This window comes from Collinsella sp. An268 (assembly GCF_002159765.1).
GTDB lineage: Bacteria > Actinomycetota > Coriobacteriia > Coriobacteriales > Coriobacteriaceae > Coprousia.
Genome location: NZ_NFJH01000002.1, coordinates 156,344 through 175,663, shown reverse-complemented (window position 1 = coordinate 175,663; position 19,320 = coordinate 156,344). Strand labels below are relative to the sequence as shown.

Sequence of the window (19,320 nt, the reverse complement as noted above, 5' to 3'; positions counted from 1 at the left end):
GTCATCGGCAACAGTATAGCGTGGCGCGCCGGTGCGGGTACGCGAGCCCGCCGTCAGGCCGCATCCCCGCCGCGCCGCCGATCCCGGCGCCCGCGCCGCGGGCGCCCGCCGCCGAAGCGCAGCCACCCGCGTCGATGAAAGAAGCGCACCTCGGCCGCAACGATGGCAAGACAGACCACGATGACCGCCGGGTACCCCCACGCCGCGTCGAAGAGCGCCATATGCGGGAAGTTCATCCCGTACCAGCCTGTGATGAACGTGAGCGGCATCGCGATCGTCGTCACGACGGTCAGCCACTGCATCACATGGTTCTGGTGCACGTCGATGCTCTCCTGGTAGAGGCTGTGCACCTCGAGGCCGTACTGCTGCAGCGCCTCGAGCCGGGTCGCGAGCCGGTCGAGCTGACGGGCGAGCGCCTTTGCCCGCAGCCGTTCCGCCGGGCTCGCGAGGCCCTCCCCCTCCTCGGCGAGGTTGTCGACGATATCCGAAAGGCCCTGGTAGAACGTATCGAGCCCGAGCATGCGACGCGCGTCCTCCATCATGAGGGCACGGTTCGGGCGCTCGCGCCCCTCGAGCACGGCCTCCTCGATGAGCTCGAGGTCCTCGCGCACCTCCGAGAGCAGCGCCGGCTGGTCGCGGAGCAGAAGCCGGATGAGTCCCATGAGCGCGTCGGCGGGACCCTCGACGGGCGCCCCCTCGGCGGCCAGGCGCTCGATAAGAGGCCGGGCGAGTGGTCCGTCTTCGACCAGCGCCAGGCAGTGAGGACGCAGGACGAACGCGAAACGCGCCGCCTCGCGCCGCCGGCCCATCCCGGCGGGCACCACCACGATGCCGCAGGCGCTGGACGCATCGCGCTCCCCATACGAAACGGCCGCATGGGGCATGTCGCGCAGCACCTCGCGCACCAGCGGGGAGCCCTCGTCTAGATCGACCTCTGCCGTGGCGCCGACGCTGACCCGCACCCACGCACCGTCAGCTCCCCGCACCCCATCAGGCTCCCGTGTGCCGGGGAAGGGAGCCGCACCCTCGCCCGCCGACGCCGCGTCGCCGCTCGCCTCCCGGGCATGCGCGCCCACAAACGCGCCCTCTGCCCATGTCCACGTATGCATGGATGCATCACCTCTTGATAGCTACCATAGCACCCATCCCCGCCGCGCGCGGGGACGCCGTGCCGCAGAAACGATGCCCGCGCACCTCGCGGCGCACCGCGGTGGACAAAATCCTCACCGAAATAATTATGCATCGCGAGCGAGGCGCGTCGACGCGCGCCCCGGCCGTGCCAATGCGCCATCGCCGCGCGCTCAAGCCGCGCAGGCCCGCCCAAAAAGACTCCGTTTTGGGCGGATATCGCGTCGAGCAGCCCCTCGACATCCGGACGGCGCTCTTCATCAGCCCTCCTAGAGGGGGGTCTTTCATTATTTCGCTGCGGTTTTTGGCCACGCGCAAATGCACGCGAATCATCGCATTTCATATTTGCGTATATATTCACTAATATATACGTTGTTTTGTATTTCGTGCGAGCGAATCTCGACTATGCGACCCCGCACCGCTCGAGGAAGGCCGCGGCGAGGTCGAACCAGGGGCGCACGATCGCCTGCTCCGCCGCGTTATCCACCCGCGTGTTGACGTTCGCCATCGAAAGCCCGTGGCCGCCCCGGTCGAACACGTGCACCTCATGCGTAACGCCGGTGCGCGCCATGGCGCAGGCGAACTCGTGCACCTGCACGATCGGGCACGTCTTATCATCGGCGACGCCCCAGACAAACGTCGGCGCCATGTACCGGTCGACATGGTTGACCGGAGCGATCTCCGCCAGGCGTTCCTCGGTCGCCTCCCCGGCGACGCGCGCCAGGTAATCCATCACGAGGTCGCGCCCCGTCTTGCCGCCCGTCTTGGGCACGCGCAGGTCGATGCGCGGGTCGCGCAGCTGCTCGTCGCGCACCACGCGCAGGTCGAGAAGCGGGTAGCAGAGCACGGCCGCGTCGGGGCGCACCTGCTCGGGGCGGGCGCCGGCGAGGGCGGCAAACGGACCGGTCTTCCAGCCGGCGGCGAGCGCCGCGCATACGAAGCCGCCCGCCGAGAACCCGACGACCGCCACGCGCCCGGGATCGACGCGCCACGCGTCGGCGTTGGCGCGAACCGTGGCGACCATGCGGGCGAGGTCGGCCTCGGGCGCGGGGTAGGCGACGTCTCCGGTGGACATCGTCACGTACTCGAGCACAAACACCTGGTAGCCGCTGTTGAGGTACGCGAGGGCCACCGGCTCCTTCTCGTGGGAGACCACATGATCGAAGCCGCCGCCCCCGCACACGACCATCGCGGGACGCCGTGCGTCGGGCGCGGCGGTGAGCGGATCGGCGAGATACGCCGTGTAAGTCGCCGGATGCTCCTCAGTGGGCTCCTCGCCCCACAGGGCGTGCTCCTCGATGATCATGTGCTCCCCTTCCTGCGGCCACGGCCGCGCGTCGACGTCCGTTAGGTATCCTACCGCAACGCGCGGCGGCGGCGCATCCCTCTTATGGACCCGTGGCACATCGCGCGCATCGAGCGATCTCGCGGGCAACGGCATCCCGCACGGCACCCCTCCCCCAACCCATCCGACCTCTTACCGAAAACTCACAGATTCCTCTTGACGTATGCGCATGCGTTCATATAATCAGACTCAGTTATATGAACGATTGTTCATACGTTTGAGATTTGAAAGGAGGGCCATGGAAGAACCCACCGCCGCGGCTCCCGCCGCCAACGATCTCTGCATGCCCGACGAGGAGCTCCTCTACGACCTCGCCGACCTCTTCAAGGTCTTCTCCGACACGACCCGCATCAAGATCCTCTACGCGCTCTTCGACACCCCCCGCTCCGTGGGCGACATCGCCGACACCATCGGCGCCACGCAGAGCGCCGTCAGCCACCAGCTGCGCATCTTGAAGCAAGCCCGCCTCGTACGGTTCGATCGCGACGGCAGAAGCCTCATCTATTCGCTCGCCGACGACCACGTGCACACCATGCTCGCCCAGGGCATGACGCATATCTGCGAGTAAGCGAGACCGGGCAGTCGCGCGGCGCGCCCATGCGCGCAGCCGCGCACCCCATCGGCAATCACCGCCCCCCGCGGGCGCCCGCAAGAAGGAAAGGAACCCCCATGCGCAAGTCTTTTAAGCTCGATGAAATCGATTGCGCCAACTGCGCCCAGAAGCTCGAGGACGCCATCATGAAGATCGAGGGCGTCGAGAGCGCACGCGTCAACTTCATGACGCAGAAGCTCACGCTCACCGCCGCCGACGACGTCTTCGACGACGTGCTCGAGCGCGTGGTCAGGCTCACCGCAGACATCGAGCCCGACTGCGAGATCCTCCGGTAGCCCCCCACCGCCGGCGGACGGCGGTGCGCGCACCACCCCTAACGGCCCCGCGCACACCGCCCGCCGGCTCTCCCCGGCCGCCCGCGCGGCCTTTTTCCCCGCTTATATATGAGCGTGTGTTCATAAGTGCAATTGGAGTCCCCATGAACAAGAAGCAGCGGAAATGGCGCAACCGCATCCTCATCGCGCTCGGCATCTTCGCCGTCATCATGCTCGTCGACGAGACGGGGCTGCTCGCCGCCGCGTTCGGCGACACCGGATCGGTCTTCGCCTCCTTCGCCCTCTACCTCATCCCCTACCTCATCGCCGGCCACGACGTCCTCCAGAAGGCGTGGCGCAACATCCGCCACGGCCAGGCCTTTGACGAGAGCTTCCTCATGGCTGTCGCCACCGTGGGCGCCTTCGCCATGGTCGCCTTCCCCGACACCGACCCGCATATGGCCGAGGGCGCGGCCGTCATGCTGTTCTACCAGGTGGGAGAGCTCTTCCAGAGCTACGCCGTGGGCAAGAGCCGCAAGTCCATCGCGGACATGATGGATATCGCCCCCGATTACGCCAACATCGAGCGCGACGGCGCGCTTGTCGAGGTCGACCCGGAGGAGGTGGCGGTCGGCGATGTGATCGTGGTCAAACCGGGCGAGCGCGTGCCCATCGACGGCAAGGTGGTCGAGGGCTCCTCGCAGCTCGATACGGCGGCGCTTACGGGCGAGAGCGTCCCGCGCCATGTCGAGGCGGGCGCCGACGTCATCTCCGGCTGCATCAACATGACGGGCATCCTGCGCGTCAAGACCACGAAGCCCTTCGGCGAGTCGACGGTCTCGCGCATCCTGGAGCTCGTCGAGAACGCGAGCGAGAAGAAGGCCAGGACCGAGAACTTCATCACGCGCTTCGCCCGCTGGTACACGCCCGCCGTCACCGTCTCGGCGGTGCTCATCGCCATCGTCCCGCCCGCGCTCGGCATGGGGGCCTGGCCCGACTGGATCTTGCGCGGCCTCACGTTCCTCGTGGTGAGCTGCCCGTGCGCGCTCGTCATCTCGGTGCCCCTGAGCTTCTTCGGCGGCATCGGCGGCGCCTCCCGGCTCGGCATTCTCGTCAAGGGCTCCAACTACCTCGAGCAGCTCGCCCACGTGGACACCGTCGTGTTCGACAAAACGGGCACCCTCACCTCCGGCACGTTCAGCGTCGTCGCGGTCCACCCCGAGGAGGGCGTCGATGCGGACTACGTGCTCTCGTGCGCCGCATACGCCGAGGCGTTCAGCGACCACCCCATCGCCGTCTCCATCAAGCAGGCCTATGCCGGCGAGATCGACCGGACGCGCATAAAAGACGTGTGCGAGGAGTCCGGCCACGGCGTCACCGCCACGGTGGACGAGCGCGTGGTCATGGTGGGCAACGACAAGCTCATGGCCGAGCACGGCAGCCCCTGGCACGAGTGCGAGCTCACGGGCACCATCTTGCACGTGGCGGTCGACGGGCGGTACGCGGGCCACATCGTCATCGCCGACGTGGTGAAAGACGACGCCGCCCAAACCATCGCCGACCTGCATGCCGAAGGCGTGCAGAAATGCGTCATGCTCACGGGCGACCGGCGGGACGTGGCCGAAGCCGTGGCCGCGAAGCTCGGCCTCGACGAGGTGCACGCGCAGCTGCTGCCCGCAGACAAGGTGAGCGCCGTGGAGCGGCTGCTCGACCTCGAGCAGGGCGACGGCAAGCTCGCCTTCGTGGGCGACGGCATCAACGACGCCCCGGTGCTCATGCGCGCCGACGTAGGGATAGCCATGGGCGCGATGGGTTCCGACGCCGCCATCGAGGCCGCCGACATCGTGCTGATGGACGACCGACCCTCCAACATCGCGCGCGCCATGCGCGTCGCCCGCAAGACCATGCGCATCGTCTGGCAGAACATCGTGTTCGCCCTGGGTGTGAAGATCTTGATCCTCGCCCTCGCGGCGATGGGCGTCGCCAACATGTGGCTCGCCGTCTTCGGCGACGTGGGCGTGGCTATCATCGCCATCCTGAACGCCATGCGCGCGATGAGGGTCGAGCGGTAGCGCCTTTAGGCGGGGAGCTTGCAGACGTCGATCCAGGCGACGGGTCGGGCGTAGCGCTCGAGCTCCGCCAGGGTGAGGCCGATGGCGCTGTTGGCGCTCCCGCACGCCGGATAGACCGTATCGAACCGGCGCAGGCTCGCGTCGAGGTAGACGTCGCACCCGTCGTTCACGGCAAAGGGGCAGACGCCGCCCACCGCGTGCCCGATGCGCCGCTCGGCGTCCGCGGCGGCGAGCATCTTCGCCTTGGTGTGGAACTGCGCCTTGAACTTGGGGTTGTCGATGCGCGCGTCGCCGGCGGCGACGATGAGCGCCACGCGCTCGCCCACCGCAAACGAGAGCGTCTTGGCGATGCGCGCGGGCTCGCAGCCCACCGCGGCCGCCGCGAGCTCCACCGTCGCGCTCGATGTGGGAAACTCGAGGATCCGCTCGGCGATCCCCTCGGCCTCAAAATACGCCCGCACCCGCTCGATAGCCATCGCAGCCACTCCCTCCGCCCGCGCGCCCAGGCGCGCAAAAAACACCACTTAGCAGATATAGCAGAACAGGGTCCGCCGCGCGTGCGATAATCGACAGCGGACGCAAACGGTAACCGGCCCCACCACCGGCACCGCACACCACCGACGCTAGGAGACCCCATGGCACAGTCGTTCGACGCATCGCGCGTGACCGTTATCGACCACCCGCTCGTGCAGCACAAGCTCACCATCATGCGCGACAAGCGCACGGGCACCAAGCAGTTCCGCGAACTGGTACGCGAGCTCGCCATCTTCGAGGGTTACGAGGCGACGCGCGACTTCGCACTCGAGGACGTTTCTGTGGAGACTCCCATCTGCGCCACGACGGGCAAGCAGATCGCCGGGCGCAAGGTCGCCATCATCCCCATCCTCCGCGCCGGCCTCGGCATGGTCGAGGGCATGCTCGACCTCATCCCGTCCGCCCGCGTAGGCCACATCGGCATGGAGCGCGACGAGGTCACCCACGAGCCGCACGAGTACTACTGCAAGATGCCGCGTGACATCGCCGAGCGCACCTGCCTCATCGTCGACCCCATGCTCGCCACGGGCGGCTCCTCCATCGACGCCATCCGCGCGCTGCGCGCCCGCGGCGTGCGCGACCTCAAGCTCATGGTCCTCATCGCCGCGCCCGAGGGCATCGCCGCGGTCGAGGCGGCCGACCCCGACGTGCACATCTACACGTGCGCCATCGACGAGTGCCTGAACGAGAACGCCTACATCGTGCCCGGCCTGGGCGACGCGGGCGACCGCATCTTCGGCACGCTTTAGCCCCCACGGCAAAGGAGTCACCGTGAAGCAGCTCATCCTCATCCGCCACGGCAAGCCCGAGCCTCCCGAGGCGGCCGCTACGGACGCCCTGCGCGCGCTCACGCCGGAGGGGCGCGCCGCCCTCGCGGCGCCGACGGGCTTCCCCGCCACCTTTGCCCAGCTCGCCGCGGCGGCGGACGCCTGCGGACTCGGCGCGCTCGACGCGGCGGGCCCCATCGCGCTCTGGACCAGCCCCGCCGACCGTGCGCGCGCGACGGCCGAGGAGGCGCACCGCGCACTCGAGGGCCTCGGGGTGGCCGCCGGCGCACCCCAAGACTGCGAGGCTCTCTGGGAGCAGGACGACGTGGCGTTTCTCGACGGGGTCGCCGCCGCGGGCGCGCAGACGGTCGTCGCCTGCGGGCACATCCCGTTCATGAACCGGCTGACCGCCTGGCTCACGGGCGAGGACGTATCGTTCAACCCGGGCGCCGCAGCGCTCGTGCTGGTGCCCGACGTCGTCATGCCGGGCGCCTGCGCGCTCATCTCGTTCGTCCCGGGCCCCGCGGCATAGCGCCGCGGGCGGCCGACAGCCCCGACCCGGCCCGCTCAGCCGGCCCCGACCGCTCTCCCCCGATCTCAACGGGCAGATTGGGGGGGTCATTCAATCTAGTGCCTAGTTGCGCGCCCCAAGTCGAAGTAGAGAGAGGGCGCCTCGCTAAAGATCCCGCAGGTCAGAAGACCGCGCACGTTCGCCGCTACTCACAAGACCCGCCGCCAACTAGGCACTAGAATTAATAACCCCCTGAAAACGCGGGGATCCCTCGTGCGCAATCAAACACCGTATGCGAGATGCGCCTCGTCGATGCCGTCGAGCACGCCGAGGTACCGGCGCGCCCACCACTGAGCCGCGGCAAGATTCTGGTCGAGGTAGTTGCCGCACTCCTCCGGGCGCGCGCCGGGGATCTCTCCCTCAAAACCCGTCACGAACCGGAAGAGCCCCTGAACGAGTGGCAGCACCTCCCGCGACCCCACCTCGCCAAACACCACGAGGTAGAACCCCGTGCGGCATCCCATGGGGCCAAAGTAGACCACGCGGGATGCCCACGCGGCGTCGTTGCGCACGTACGTCGCCCCCAGGTGCTCGATGGTGTGCACCTCGGCCGTATTCATGACCGGCTCGCGGTTTGGGGCGGTGACGCGGATATCGAACGTCGTCACCGCGGCGCCGGTCGCCGGGTCGCGGTCGACGCGCGACACGTAGAGCCCCGGCTCGAGCGTCAGATGGTCGACGGTGAAGCTCGCGATCTTGTCCATGGTGCTCCTCATCCTCTCATACGGTTCCAACCCTGCTATTACGGTTCCAACCCTGCTATCATACCGGTTTGCCCGGATGGGCGCGGGCACGCTGCAACCCCGCGCGCACCGGCTGGGGAAGGTACAACCGAGGGGTTCTATGGGAGCTGAAGCCACGGCCGCGGCATCGCCGCGACGGGCGCGCATCGCGCTGTTCGACAATCTCAAGGGGATGCTCATCATCTTGGTCGTCTTCGGCCACATCGCGCATCCCATCCACAACGACAACGCCGCGCTCTCGGCCGCCTTCGACATCATCTACCTCTTCCACATGCCGCTCTTCGTGCTCACGTCCGGCCTCTTCGCCAAGGGCGCGTATCGGGCGGGACGGCTGAACGTCAACCGCATCATCTCGTTTGCCGTACTCGGGCTCGCCTTTCAGGCGGCGCTGCTCGCCGTAAACGGCGTGCTTCTCGCCCATCCGGAGCGCCTGCTGCGCTTCACCTCGGCGCCGTGGTACCTCATCGCCATGGCCTGGTGGTACCTCGCCACACCCGTCCTCGCGCACATGAAACCGGCGCGCGGGATCGCCCTCACGGCGCTCATCGCTCTCGCAAGCGGCTGCATCGACCTCTCGAGCGGCATCCTCGCCCTGGGGCGCGCGCTCGCGTTTCTCCCCTGGTTCGCCCTGGGCTACTACCTCACGCCCACCGCACTCGAGCGCCTGCGCGCAAGGCGCATCCTCTGGCTGTGCGTCGGGGCGGCGGCAGCGATCGGTGCGCTGCGCCTCATGGACGCCCATGCCTTCGATGGCTTCTTCACCCTCGTATACGGCGACAACCCCTATCCCGGGCTCGGGAGAGGCCCCATCGGCACCGTCGTCGCCGACGGCATCGCCGCGCGCCTCATCACGTGGGCTATCGCGGGCATCTTCTCGCTCGCCCTGCTCAAGATCGCCCCGGCAGGCGACTCATGGCTCACCACACTGGGCCGCCGCACGCTTCCCGTCTACGTGGTCCACCGGCTCGTCCGTGCCTGGCTCACGTTCCACACGCCCTTCTACGACCCCGCCTTCATGCTCGACCCCGTCTTCGGCACGCTCGCCGTCGCCCTCGTCACCGCCGGCGCAACGGCGCTTGGCGCGCTCCCCGCCATCGCGCGGCCGCTCTCGGGCGTGCTCAAGGTCACGTGGCTGCCCGCATCCCCCAAGCGCTCCTAACCGCCCCTTCCGCCGCGGTCGCGGGCGACCCGTCCACTTCTCGATTCTCCATGGAAAGCGGGGCGGGCCCTCCGCACCGGTGCGCCCATCGGCTACACTGGCTCACGGATTCGCAACGTCCCCAAACGGTCAGGCCCGCGCGCCGGCCGCAGAAAGGTCCCCCATGGACACCCTCTTCTTCGATTTCATCAACCAGTTCGGCTACTTCGCCGTGGGCGCCCTCATCTTCATCGAGAACGTCTTCCCGCCCATCCCCAGCGAGGTCATCCTGCCGCTCTCGGGATTTTTCACCACCACGACCGACATGGTGCTGCCCCTCGTCATCATCTCGGCGACGGCGGGCTCGGTCCTCGGCGCCTACATCCTGTACGGCATCGGCTGGGTGCTCTCGCGCGAACGCCTCATGCGCTTCTTCGAGACGCGCCCCATGCGCCTGCTCGGCTTCAAGGGATCCGACATTGCCAGCGCCATCGACTGGTTCGACCGCAAGGGGCAGGCGACGGTCCTCATCTGCCGCTGCATCCCCGTCGTGCGCAGCCTCATATCCATCCCCGCCGGCACCGCGCGCATGAACCCGGCAAAGTTCACGCTCTTCACGCTCGTCGGCTCCGCCGTCTGGAACACGGTGCTCTGCTCGCTCGGCGCCGCGGCCGGCAGCGCGTGGATGCAGGTCTCCGAACAGGCGGAGTGGGTCTCCGACATCGTGAAGTACGTCATCATCGCGCTCGTCGTCGTGGTCGCGATCTTCTGGATCGTGAAGCGCATCATCCCCAACCTCAAGAAGGGCGCATAGCGCAACGCGCATCGATGCCCTCCAAGTGGGCGCGCAGCTTGGCGAAGGAATCGCTCGAGAGGCAGTGCTCCATGTGACAGGCCTCCGCCGCCGCGACCTCCGGTGTCACCCCGGCGCGCACGAGCAACCCGCGAAAGTACTCGTGCCGCTCCAGCATGCGCTCTGCCACGGCGCGCCCCGCCTCGGTGAGCCTGACCTGCCGGCGCGCCATCTCGATGTAACCGCGCCCTTCCAGGATTCCCATCGCCTTGGACACGCTCGCCTTGGTTACCCCGAGCCGCTCCGCCACGTCGACGGAGCGGGCGAGCCCGCGCTCGTTCTCAATCATGAGGATGGCCTCGAGGTAGTCTTCGCCGGATTCGTGCAGCTCATGAGCCATGGGATGCCTTTCTTGACGGGCACGTCGCACCGCTTGGGGCGACGATATGAGTTAGCTTGCGCTTACTTTACCCCATTGCGGCGCATTGCGCCACGAGGCTGCCCAAAATCGGCGCCTATTCAAAGTGCCGCGCAGCGTCCCAGACTGAACACACCGAAGCGAAGGGCCGAAAGCAGCGGATGGCATGCCCCGAAGATGGTGGGGGAAACGTGGCAGATTGTATGTTCGCGCAGAATGGGAGAGATGCGGCAGATTGTATGAACACCAGGGTAAAGATGGGGCGGATTGTATCTTTCTATACATTCCGCCCGTTCTTTGCACCTCGCTGAGCTGGGCTTTCGCCGCTATGAGGTCAGAATATACAATCTGCCTATACAATCTGCTGGCTTTCTCCCCGCAGGAGAGCCGACATGCAATCCGCCCACGTTGTCCCCGCAGCGACCCGGACGCCCATCGGCCGCTTTTGTCCCCTCAGGGCCCAGGCATCCAATCTGGTGCTTCTCTCCCCTCGCGGGCGGACGCCGTCCCCTCGCGGGCAGGCGATGCGCGAACGCGCGGGACGCCGGCGCCCCTGCCCCTAGATCAGACCGAGTGCGCGGCAGGCGTTCCAGATGCCGTCGTCGTCAACGCCGGTCGTCACGTGCGTCGCGCGCTCCTTCACGCTGTCCCACGCGTTCCCCATCGCCACGCTCGTCCCCACGGCGCCAAACATGCTGAGGTCGTTCTCGCCGTCGCCAAAGGCCACCGCCTCCTCGGGCCCCAGCCCAAAGCGCGCGAGCGTCGCCTCCACACCGAAGGCCTTGCCGCCCTCGCGCGGGACCACGTCGCAGAAGAGGTTGGTCCAGCGCGTCGCCGCGACGGAGGTCGTCTTGTCGAGAAAGACGCCCTCCTCCCCCGGCTCGACGAAGACGCAGAACTGGTAGACGGGCGCGTCGAAGGCGCGCGCGATGTCATCGGGCTCGTACACGAGGTTCGCCTGGCGCGCCACCGCCTGCACCCGCGGGGTGAGCGCGTTGACAAACGAGCGCTCGCGCTGGAGGACGAGGGCGTCAAAGACACCCTCCTCCACCTGGCCGACGATGGCGCGCACATCGGCCTCGGCGATGGGGCAGCTGCGATAGGTGCCCTCCGCGTCATAGCAGAGCTGGCCGTTTAGGGTGACGTACGCGTCAAAGCCCTCGCGGAGCTCCGGCGGCAGCTGATAGGTGGGGCGCCCCGACGAGATGACGCAGCGGATCCCCTGGGCGCGCAGCGCCGCGAGGGCGCGCACGGTCGAGGGCGGCATGGCGTGCGTCTCAAAACTCAGGAGCGTACCGTCGATATCGAAAAACGCCGCTTTGATCATAGTCATCCTCCCTCGGCGCGCACGCGCCGCCCCTCGGCCACCCGGCGCGCGCCATCGCGCCGCGTGGCGGCAGAAATCCCCCGACAGTGTAGCATGGGCCCCGCCCGCCGCGCCGCCCGGCACCGCCGCCCGCACGTGCTAGGATATCTCAGACACAAACGGAAGGGACACCCATGGCGATCTTGCTCGGCTGCGACGCGCTCACGCTCGATTTTCCCACCAAACAGGTCTTTCATGACGTCACCCTCGGCGTGGACGAGGGCGACCGCATCGGCATCGTCGGCAAGAACGGCGACGGCAAGTCCACCCTGCTGGCGCTTCTCGCCGGAGCCCTCGAGCCCGACGAGGGGCGCGTCACGCACCGCCGCGACCTCGCCGTGGGCCTCCTCGGCCAGCGCGATGCCCTCGACGACGCGCAGACGGTCCACACGGCCGTCGTGGGCGACATGCCCGCTTACGAATGGGCGGCCTCGCCGCGCATCCGCAGCATCCTCGACGGGCTGATCTCCGACGTGCCGTGGGAGGCGACGGTCGGGTCGCTATCCGGCGGTCAGCGCCGCCGCGTCGACCTCGCCCGCCTGCTCATCGGCGACTGGGACGTCCTCATGCTCGACGAGCCCACCAACCACCTGGATATGCGCTCCATCAACTGGCTCGCGCACCACCTGAAGACCCGCTGGCAGGCCGGTGCGGGCGCGCTTCTCGTCGTCACCCACGACCGCTGGTTCTTGGACGAGGTCTGCCTGTCCATGTGGGAGGTGCACGACCGCGCCGTCGAGCCCTTCGAGGGCGGCTACTCAGCCTACATCCTGCAGCGCGTCGAGCGCGACCGTCTCGCCCAGGTGGCCGAGGAGCGCCGGCGCAACATGGCGCGCAAGGAGCTCGCCTGGCTCTCCCGCGGCGCCCAGGCGCGCAGCACCAAGCCGAAGTTCAGGGTCGAGGCGGCCCGCGCGCTCATCGCCGACGTGCCGCCGCTGCGCAACGACCTCGAGCTCAAGCGCCTCGCCGTCGCGCGCCTCGGCAAGCAGGTGATCGACGTGATCGACGTGGACGCCGGCTACCCCGACCATCCGGTCCTCGAGGACGTCACCTGGCTCATCGGCGCGGGCGACCGCTTCGGCCTGCTCGGCGAGAACGGCGCGGGCAAATCGACCATGATCGACGTCATCCAGGGCAAGCTCGCCCCCACCGCCGGCCGCGTCAAAATCGGCCAGACGGTGCGCTTCGGCGTGCTCTCGCAGCAGCTCGACGAGCTCACGCCGTATCTCGACAGCACCATCCGCGAGGTGCTGTCGCACTACAAGCGCTCCTACCTGATCGACGGCAAGGAGACGAGCCCCGAGAAGCTCCTCGAGCGGCTCGGCTTCACGACCCAGCAGCTCTGGAGCCGCATCGCCGACCTCTCCGGCGGTCAGCGCCGCCGCCTCATGCTGCTGCTCACCATTCTCGACGAGCCCAACGTCCTCATCTTGGACGAGCCGGGCAACGACCTCGACACGGATATGCTCGCGATCGTCGAGGACCTGCTCGACGGGTGGCCGGGCACGCTCATCCTCGTCACCCACGACCGCTACCTGATGGAGCGCGTGACCGATTCGCAGTACGCCCTAATCGACGGGCACCTCCGCCACGTGCCGGGCGGGGTGGACGAGTACCTGCGCCTGGTTGAGGCAGCCCGCGCCAAGGGCGCCCAGGGCGGCACGACGGGCGGCGTCGCGCCCGCAAGCGAGCCTTCCGCAGACGCCGCGCCCGCCGGACCCTCCTCCGGCCTCAGCAACGCCGAACGCCAGCGCCTCCGTCGCGAGGTGGCCTCGCTCGAGAGGCGCATCGCCACCGCGCGCACGCGCGCCGAGGAGCTCGAGGCAGCGATGGACGAGGTAGACCCCACCGATTATCAGGCCCTGCAGGATCAGCAGGTAAAAATCGCCGCGGCGCGTGAGGCCGTGGACGAGCTCGAGACGCAGTGGCTCGAGGTATCCGAACAGCTCGAGGGCTAGCGCACCGAGCCAAAGGCGAGCCGTGCACCCGGACAACGCAAAAGGGCGACCCGCTCGCAAGGGTCGCCCTTTTTCTGGAAGGAATGCACGCTCGCGCACGAGCGGCGATACCGCGTTGATGCGCCCCGGCAGAGGGGCGCCGTAGCCGATACCGGCGGCAGCTACGAGAACATGCCCGTCAGATAGTCGTTCAGGCGCTTGTCGTTCGGGCGCTGGAAGATCTGCTCCGTCTCGCCGTACTCGACCATGTCGCCCATGTAGAAGAAGGCGGTGCGGTTCGACACGCGCGACGCCTGCTCCATGTTGTGCGTCACGATCACGATCGCGCGGTTCTCCACGATGGAGAGCATGAGGTCCTCGATGGCGAGGGTCGAGATGGGGTCGAGCGCCGAGCAGGGCTCGTCAAACAGGATGACGTCCGGATGCATGGCGAGCGTGCGCGCGATGCAGAGGCGCTGCTGCTGGCCGCCGGAGAGGGCGAAGGCGCTCTCATCCAGCTTGTCCTTGACCTCGTCCCACAGCGCCGCGCCGCGGAGGCTCTCCTCCACGAGCTGGTCGAGGGCGTCCTTGTCCTTGAGGCCGTGGCGCTTGGGCGCGAACGTGATGTTCTCGCGGATGGACTTGTGGAACGGGTTCGGCTGCTGGAACACCATGCCGATGGAGCGGCGCAGCTCGTAGAGGTTCTCGGTCTTGGTGTTGATGTTGCGGCCCTCGTAGACGATCTCGCCCGTGACGCGGCAGCCCTTAATCTCGCGGTTCATGAGGTTCAGCGAGCGCAGAAACGTGGACTTGCCGCAGCCGGACGGGCCGATGAGGGCCGTGATCTCGCCCGTGTGGAACTTAAGCGACGTGTCGTGCAGGGCATGGTTGTCGCCGTAGTAGACGTTGACGTCGTGCGTCTCGAGCATGACCTCGTCAGAGATCGCCCGGCCCGTCACGCGGGGCGCGCGCTCGCTCGAGTCAACACTCGCGAGAAACGCATCGGTGGTGTTACTCATTCGGCCGTCATCCTCCTCGCGAGGGCCTTACCGGCGATACGGGAAAGCACGTTGAACAGAAGCACGCAAATCATCAGCACTGCGGCGGTGCCCCAGACGATGTGCTGCGCCTCGGGGCTGCCCTCGCCGTAGATCTTGTAGATGTGCACGGCGAGCGATTCGCCGGGACGGAAGATGTTCCAGGCGCACGTGGGGCTCGAGAAGTTGAGCGACAGGAAGTTCAGGCGCGCCGGGCTCGACATGCCGGAGGTGAAGAGCAGCGCCGCCGCCTCACCAAACACGCGGCCGGCCGAGAGCACGACGCCCGTCACGATGGCGGGCATGGCCGCGGGGATGAGGACGTGGAGCGTCGTCTCCCACCGGGTGAGGCCCATGGCGAGGCAGGCATCGCGCTGGCTCGCCGGCACGTCCTCAAGCGCCTGGGTGATGACGCGCGTCAAGATGGGGATGTTGAACATGGTGAGCGCGATGGCGCCCGAGATGAGCGAGTAGCCCCACCCGAAGTTGACGGAGAACATGAGGAAGCCGAACATGCCTACGACGATCGACGGCAGCGAGGACAGCGTCTCGATAGCGGTCGATGCGATCTTGGTCACCGGGCCCTCGGGTGCGTACTCCACCAGAAAGACCGCGCCGAACAGCGAGATCGGCAGCGAGATGATGAGCGTGAGGATCAGCAGGTAGAACGAATCGAACAGCTGATAGGCGATACCGCCCTCGGTACCGTTGGAACGGCTGGCCTCGGTGAGGAAGCCGGGCTGGAACAGCTGCCCCACACCCTGGAAGAGGATGTAGACGACCATCGCCACGACGATAGCCATCACGATGGCGACGATGGCACCGAGCACGCCCGTCGCGATCTTGTCGTTGCGCATGGCGCGGCGGATGCGCGCGTCCTGCGCCGGCGCGTGCGCGCCGCCGGACGTCGCCTGAGCGACCGTTGTGTTAGCCACGAGCCTTCGCCCCCTTTGCGCCGATGAGGTGGATGATCAGGATGAAGATGAGCGACATGCCCATGAGGAGCAGGCCGAGCGTCCACAGGGCGTCGTTTTGGACCGAACCCGTCGCGTACACGGCCATAGAGGTCGTGAGCGTGGTGGTGATGGTGGACGCAGAGTCGATGAGGCCGGCAGGCATGTTCTCGACGCCGCCGATGACCATGCGGACGGCGAGCGTCTCGCCGAAGGCGCGCGTCATGCCGAGGATGACCGCGGTCATGAGCGAGGGGGTGGCGGACTTGAGCACCACGTGCCAGATGGTCTGCCAGCGGGTGTAGCCGAGCGCGAGCGAGCCCTCGCGGTAGCTCTGCGGCACGGCGCGCAGGGCGTCGATGGCGAGCGTGGTGATGGTCGGCAAGATCATGAGGGCGAGCACGATGGAGCCCGGCAGGATACCGAGTCCGAGCTCGACGTTAAAGATCACGCGCACCGCGCGCACGATCACGTGGAAGCCGATGAGGCCGAAGACGACCGAGGGGATGCCCACGAGCAGCTCGATGAGCGGCTGGAAGTACTTCTGGCCGAACTTGGGCGAGATCTCGACCACGTAGATGGCGGCGCCGATGGCGATCGGCACGGCGATGACGGTGGAGAAGATCGTTACCGCAAACGACGTGATGATGAGCGGCAGGGCGCCGGTAAAGGGAAGGCCGGTCGCCTCGTTGGTCTGGGCGAGGTTCCACTTGGTACCGGTGAAGAACTCTAGGACACTAACGCCATCCTTGAAGAAGGTGGAGAGACCGCGCTGCGCAACCATGAAGATAAGCGCCACTACGACAAGTGTCACGAGCGCTACGCAGGCGCCCGTGACACTCAAGCCGACCTTCTCAAGGTTGCGTTTTGGCATTTGCTTTGCCATGGCGCACCTTTCGAACAGTTTTAGTACAGGCGTACAGTCGCTTCGAAGCGAGATTACTTCTCGGTGACGTTACCCTCGGCGTCCTTCACGACGGTCATCGAGGACACGGGGATGAAGCCCTGCTCCTCAACGAGCGAGCCCTGGACGGCATCGGAAAGCATGTACTCGAGGAACGCCTTGGTGACCTCGTCGGCGTCCTCCTGGCAGTACATGTGCTCGGTGGCCCAGATGGGGAAGGAGTTGTCCGCGACGTTCTCGGACGTCGGCTCGACGCCGTTGACCTTGATGGCCTTGAAGCTCTCCTCGTCGAAGTGCGAGAAGTCGAGATAGGAGATGGCGTTGTCGGTGGAGCCCATCTGGGTCTGAACGTCGCCGGACTTATCGAGCTCGGCCTCGCCGGCGAAGTCGGGCACATCGGCGCCGAAGACGGCGGCCTCGAAGGTGGCGCGGGTGCCGGAGCCGGCCTTGCGGTTGAGGACATGGATCTCGGCGTCCTCGCCGCCGACCTCGGACCAGTTGGTGATCTCGCCGGAGAAGATGCCGGCGAGCTGCTCCAGGGTGAGGTCGTCGACGGTGACGTTCATGGAGACCACGGGGCCCATGCCCACGACGGCGACCTCATGGTCGACGAGGGTCTCGCACTGGTCGGCCTCGAGCTTGGTCTCGGCGAAGACGTCGGAGTTGCCGATGTTCACGGTGCCGTCGGCGACAGCGGTAAGGCCGGTGCCCGAACCGTTGCCGGAACCGGTGATGGAGACATCGGGGTTCTCGGTCATGAACTGCTCGGCGGCAGCCTCGACGAGGGCCTGGAACGAGGAGGCGCCGTCGTAGGTCACGGAGCCGGAGAGGCTGGCGGCGGCATCGCCCGCGGCGGAACCCGTGGCAGCGGGCTCAGAACCGCAGCCGGCGAGGCCGAGGCCGGCGAAGGCGGCCACGCCACCGGCGAGGCCGAGGAACTGACGACGAGAGCAATCAAATGCGAGCATGGTTCTCCTTCCAAAGAACACGATGGCTTTCGGCGGAGCGCATGAGAGGCTTTCGCATGCGCATGCTGCCGCACCCGACCTTTGGTCACATACGGCCCGCTCGAACTTCGATTAGGAAGGTTACGCCCACAAAAGAGGTGCGCCACGGCTCGCAGGCGAGCCATTACGCACCTCTTATCAAACGTTACTGCTTCGCTACGTCAGGTTTACGGAGGGTTTACAAATGACCCCTCCCTCATGACGCGCGCTTGAAACACACCGGCAAGGCACCGCGCGGAGCGTCGCGCACCGTCCGCGAGACGGGTGCGGCGCCCGCGCGCCGGCTCGCCGCCCGTCTACAGGTCGATCTCCTGCAAGCGCACGAGCGCCAGAATGTAGATCTTGAGCGCACGGCGCAGCGCCGCCTCGCTCGCACCCTCGTCGGGCCCGTGCATGGGGCCGACCCATGCCGGGGCGTTCGCCATGGGCTCCTCGGGACCGAAGGAGACCGCGCAGGCGAAGTTGCGCGCGTACGTTCCTCCCCCCATGGAGAAGGGCTTCGCCTCGGTATCGCCCGTCACCTCGCGGTAGACGTCGATGAGCGTCTGGACGGCGGGGTGCGCGGCGTCGACCGAGAACGGCACCTTGGTTGAGACGTCCTCGACCGTGGCGCCATAGCGGGAGGCGAGCTCGCAGAGCGTCGCCTCGATCTCATCGGCGGTGATGCTCGCCGGGCAGCGGCAGTCGAGCGACTGGGTGATGCGCCCGTCTACGACGGCGATGACGCCGGCATTGGAGGTGAGGGGGCCGAAGGCCTCGTCCGCGCTCGCGATGCCCATGGCGGCGCCGTCCGTACCGTCGTGCACGAGCGCGAGAAGCTCGAGGAAGCGCTCCTCCCCCGCCGCAAGCACGCCCGTGAGCTCGCGCAGGTAGCCGACGATGAGGCCGACCGCGTTAAGCGTGCCCTCGGGCATGGCGGCGTGCCCGCCGATGCCGTGCGCCGTCACGCGCGCCACGCCGGGCCGCACGGCCTCGATGGTGAGGCGGTCGGCGTGCGCCCGGGGCTGGGGCAGCTCGGCGGCGTCGATGGCGAGCTCCACGACGGACTCGCTCGGGATGGCGTTCGTCGCCTCGGCGCCCGACCAAGAGAGAATGAGGCCGCCCTCGATGGGCGCGCTCGCAAACGTGCAGCCAAAGAGGCCCTTCTCGGCGTTGCAGAGCGGGAACTCGGCGTCCGGCGTAAAAAGGAAGGCCGGGTTCTCATGCGTCTCGAGATAATGATGGACGTCGGTCATGCCGACTTCCTCGTCGCAGCCCAGAAGCGCGCGGAACGCGTACCGCGGGGTGATGCCCTCGTGCTTGAAGAACGCGCCCGCATAGAGCGAGAGCACGGCAGGCCCCTTGTCGTCGGAGACGCCGCGGCCGATGAGCCAGCCCTCGCGATGGCGCACGGTAAAGGGATCGCCCGTCCAGCCGGGGCCCGCCGGGACCACATCGATGTGGGCGATCGTCGCGACCTGCGCCGACTCCTCACCGGCAAGGTCTCCCCAACCGATGTAGCCCTCGTCCTCGCCCGTCTCGTATCCGAGCCTGCGGGCGATACCGAGGGCCTCGTCGAGCGCGGCACGAACCTCGGGGCCAAAGGGAGCGCCGGGCTGCGCCTTCGACGCATCGGACACCGAGGGGTGGGCGACGAGCGCCTCGATGTCGCGGATGACATCGTCCCATACCTCGTCGATGTAGGCATCGATCTTGGATTCGAGCATCTTGTCCATGGATCTCCCATCTCTTGTCGGCGGC

Annotated in this window: 19 protein-coding genes; 8 read left to right on the top strand and 11 right to left on the bottom strand. The window is 67.5% G+C overall.

Going from position 1 to position 19,320, the window contains the following annotated elements:
• Positions 1–53: 53 nt before the first annotated feature.
• Both B5F70_RS02715 and B5F70_RS02705 read right to left on the bottom strand, forming a co-directional pair.
• Positions 54–1,109, bottom strand: coding sequence for a CorA family divalent cation transporter (locus B5F70_RS02715; RefSeq protein WP_087204029.1), 1,056 nt, complete (start codon positions 1,107–1,109; stop codon positions 54–56).
• Between the two features lie 422 nt (positions 1,110–1,531).
• Positions 1,532–2,434, bottom strand: a complete 903-nt coding sequence (locus B5F70_RS02705; protein WP_087204027.1) for an alpha/beta hydrolase — start codon at positions 2,432–2,434, stop codon at positions 1,532–1,534.
• A 277-nt stretch (positions 2,435–2,711) separates the two neighbouring features.
• On the opposite strand from B5F70_RS02705, the gene B5F70_RS02700 reads away from it, so the two are divergent.
• From B5F70_RS02700 to B5F70_RS02690, 3 genes are all read left to right on the top strand, one after another.
• Positions 2,712–3,041: a metalloregulator ArsR/SmtB family transcription factor gene (locus B5F70_RS02700; protein WP_087204026.1), complete on the top strand. Its 330-nt coding sequence runs from the start codon at positions 2,712–2,714 to the stop codon at positions 3,039–3,041.
• 101 nt (positions 3,042–3,142) lie between these two features.
• The gene (locus B5F70_RS02695; RefSeq protein ID WP_087204025.1) at positions 3,143–3,361 is read left to right on the top strand and encodes a cation transporter; all 219 of its coding nucleotides are present in this window, start codon (positions 3,143–3,145) and stop codon (positions 3,359–3,361) included.
• A gap of 143 nt (positions 3,362–3,504) precedes the next feature.
• Complete coding sequence (locus B5F70_RS02690) at positions 3,505–5,412, top strand: heavy metal translocating P-type ATPase (protein WP_087204024.1); 1,908 nt, start codon at positions 3,505–3,507, stop codon at positions 5,410–5,412.
• A 5-nt stretch (positions 5,413–5,417) separates the two neighbouring features.
• On the opposite strand, the gene B5F70_RS02685 is transcribed toward B5F70_RS02690, so the two are convergent.
• The gene (locus tag B5F70_RS02685; protein ID WP_087204023.1) at positions 5,418–5,888 is read right to left on the bottom strand and encodes a YbaK/EbsC family protein; all 471 of its coding nucleotides are present in this window, start codon (positions 5,886–5,888) and stop codon (positions 5,418–5,420) included.
• Positions 5,889–6,047: 159 nt separating this feature from the next.
• On the opposite strand from B5F70_RS02685, the gene upp reads away from it, so the two are divergent.
• Together upp and B5F70_RS02675 are read left to right on the top strand one after the other, a co-directional pair.
• Positions 6,048–6,695, top strand: coding sequence for a uracil phosphoribosyltransferase (gene upp, locus B5F70_RS02680; RefSeq protein WP_087204022.1), 648 nt, complete (start codon positions 6,048–6,050; stop codon positions 6,693–6,695).
• A 22-nt stretch (positions 6,696–6,717) separates the two neighbouring features.
• On the top strand, positions 6,718–7,245 hold the full coding sequence (locus B5F70_RS02675; RefSeq protein ID WP_087204021.1) for a hypothetical protein: 528 nt from the start codon (positions 6,718–6,720) through the stop codon (positions 7,243–7,245).
• 260 nt (positions 7,246–7,505) lie between these two features.
• On the opposite strand, the gene B5F70_RS02670 is transcribed toward B5F70_RS02675, so the two are convergent.
• Positions 7,506–7,988 carry an S-ribosylhomocysteine lyase gene (locus tag B5F70_RS02670; protein WP_087204020.1) on the bottom strand — a complete coding sequence of 161 codons (483 nt, stop codon included), beginning with the start codon at positions 7,986–7,988 and terminating at the stop codon, positions 7,506–7,508.
• 139 nt (positions 7,989–8,127) lie between these two features.
• On the opposite strand from B5F70_RS02670, the gene B5F70_RS02665 reads away from it, so the two are divergent.
• Positions 8,128–9,186, top strand: a complete 1,059-nt coding sequence (locus tag B5F70_RS02665) for an acyltransferase family protein (RefSeq protein ID WP_087204019.1) — start codon at positions 8,128–8,130, stop codon at positions 9,184–9,186.
• 163 nt (positions 9,187–9,349) lie between these two features.
• Positions 9,350–9,979 carry a DedA family protein gene (locus B5F70_RS02660; protein ID WP_087204018.1) on the top strand — a complete coding sequence of 210 codons (630 nt, stop codon included), beginning with the start codon at positions 9,350–9,352 and terminating at the stop codon, positions 9,977–9,979.
• On the opposite strand, the gene B5F70_RS02655 is transcribed toward B5F70_RS02660, so the two are convergent.
• Positions 9,963–10,358 (bottom strand): metal-dependent transcriptional regulator, encoded by a 396-nt coding sequence (locus B5F70_RS02655; RefSeq protein ID WP_087204017.1) that lies wholly within the window; start codon positions 10,356–10,358, stop codon positions 9,963–9,965. The two genes, B5F70_RS02660 and B5F70_RS02655, sit on opposite strands and share 17 nt — an antisense overlap.
• A 577-nt stretch (positions 10,359–10,935) precedes the next feature.
• Complete coding sequence (locus tag B5F70_RS02650; RefSeq protein WP_087204016.1) at positions 10,936–11,703, bottom strand: Cof-type HAD-IIB family hydrolase; 768 nt, start codon at positions 11,701–11,703, stop codon at positions 10,936–10,938.
• Between the two features lie 173 nt (positions 11,704–11,876).
• Here B5F70_RS02650 and B5F70_RS02645 point away from each other — a divergent pair, with 173 nt between their 5' ends.
• Entirely contained in the window at positions 11,877–13,700 is a 1,824-nt protein-coding gene (locus B5F70_RS02645; RefSeq protein WP_087204015.1) for an ABC-F family ATP-binding cassette domain-containing protein, read from the top strand.
• Positions 13,701–13,861: 161 nt separating this feature from the next.
• Here B5F70_RS02645 and pstB read toward each other — a convergent pair whose 3' ends face one another.
• From pstB to B5F70_RS02620, 5 genes are all read right to left on the bottom strand, one after another.
• Positions 13,862–14,698 carry a phosphate ABC transporter ATP-binding protein PstB gene (gene pstB, locus B5F70_RS02640; protein WP_087204014.1) on the bottom strand — a complete coding sequence of 279 codons (837 nt, stop codon included), beginning with the start codon at positions 14,696–14,698 and terminating at the stop codon, positions 13,862–13,864.
• Positions 14,695–15,651, bottom strand: a complete 957-nt coding sequence (gene pstA / locus B5F70_RS02635) for a phosphate ABC transporter permease PstA (protein ID WP_241145879.1) — start codon at positions 15,649–15,651, stop codon at positions 14,695–14,697. The genes pstB and pstA overlap by 4 nt, the downstream gene beginning before the upstream one ends.
• On the bottom strand, positions 15,644–16,555 hold the full coding sequence (gene pstC / locus B5F70_RS02630) for a phosphate ABC transporter permease subunit PstC (RefSeq protein WP_087204013.1): 912 nt from the start codon (positions 16,553–16,555) through the stop codon (positions 15,644–15,646). The genes pstA and pstC overlap by 8 nt, the downstream gene beginning before the upstream one ends.
• 53 nt (positions 16,556–16,608) lie before the next feature.
• Positions 16,609–17,541: a phosphate ABC transporter substrate-binding protein gene (locus B5F70_RS02625; protein ID WP_087204012.1), complete on the bottom strand. Its 933-nt coding sequence runs from the start codon at positions 17,539–17,541 to the stop codon at positions 16,609–16,611.
• 335 nt (positions 17,542–17,876) lie between these two features.
• Complete coding sequence (locus B5F70_RS02620) at positions 17,877–19,295, bottom strand: Sapep family Mn(2+)-dependent dipeptidase (RefSeq protein WP_087204011.1); 1,419 nt, start codon at positions 19,293–19,295, stop codon at positions 17,877–17,879.
• Between the last annotated feature and the right edge of the window lie 25 nt (positions 19,296–19,320).

Bases quoted from the DNA above. Each gene is read 5' to 3' on its own strand.
- pstC (WP_087204013.1), bottom strand. From the start codon at position 16,555: ATGGCAAAGCAAATGCCAAAACGCAACCTTGAGAAGGTCGGCTTGAGT.
- upp (WP_087204022.1), top strand. From the start codon at position 6,048: ATGGCACAGTCGTTCGACGCATCGCGCGTGACCGTTATCGACCACCCG.
- B5F70_RS02695 (WP_087204025.1), top strand. From the start codon at position 3,143: ATGCGCAAGTCTTTTAAGCTCGATGAAATCGATTGCGCCAACTGCGCC.
- B5F70_RS02650 (WP_087204016.1), bottom strand. From the start codon at position 11,703: ATGATCAAAGCGGCGTTTTTCGATATCGACGGTACGCTCCTGAGTTTT.
- B5F70_RS02670 (WP_087204020.1), bottom strand. From the start codon at position 7,988: ATGGACAAGATCGCGAGCTTCACCGTCGACCATCTGACGCTCGAGCCG.
- B5F70_RS02620 (WP_087204011.1), bottom strand. From the start codon at position 19,295: ATGGACAAGATGCTCGAATCCAAGATCGATGCCTACATCGACGAGGTA.
- B5F70_RS02690 (WP_087204024.1), top strand. From the start codon at position 3,505: ATGAACAAGAAGCAGCGGAAATGGCGCAACCGCATCCTCATCGCGCTC.
- pstB (WP_087204014.1), bottom strand. From the start codon at position 14,698: ATGAGTAACACCACCGATGCGTTTCTCGCGAGTGTTGACTCGAGCGAG.
- B5F70_RS02660 (WP_087204018.1), top strand. From the start codon at position 9,350: ATGGACACCCTCTTCTTCGATTTCATCAACCAGTTCGGCTACTTCGCC.
- B5F70_RS02645 (WP_087204015.1), top strand. From the start codon at position 11,877: ATGGCGATCTTGCTCGGCTGCGACGCGCTCACGCTCGATTTTCCCACC.
- B5F70_RS02700 (WP_087204026.1), top strand. From the start codon at position 2,712: ATGGAAGAACCCACCGCCGCGGCTCCCGCCGCCAACGATCTCTGCATG.
- B5F70_RS02655 (WP_087204017.1), bottom strand. From the start codon at position 10,358: ATGGCTCATGAGCTGCACGAATCCGGCGAAGACTACCTCGAGGCCATC.
- B5F70_RS02685 (WP_087204023.1), bottom strand. From the start codon at position 5,888: ATGGCTATCGAGCGGGTGCGGGCGTATTTTGAGGCCGAGGGGATCGCC.
- B5F70_RS02625 (WP_087204012.1), bottom strand. From the start codon at position 17,541: ATGCTCGCATTTGATTGCTCTCGTCGTCAGTTCCTCGGCCTCGCCGGT.
- B5F70_RS02715 (WP_087204029.1), bottom strand. From the start codon at position 1,109: ATGCATACGTGGACATGGGCAGAGGGCGCGTTTGTGGGCGCGCATGCC.
- B5F70_RS02665 (WP_087204019.1), top strand. From the start codon at position 8,128: ATGGGAGCTGAAGCCACGGCCGCGGCATCGCCGCGACGGGCGCGCATC.
- B5F70_RS02705 (WP_087204027.1), bottom strand. From the start codon at position 2,434: ATGATCATCGAGGAGCACGCCCTGTGGGGCGAGGAGCCCACTGAGGAG.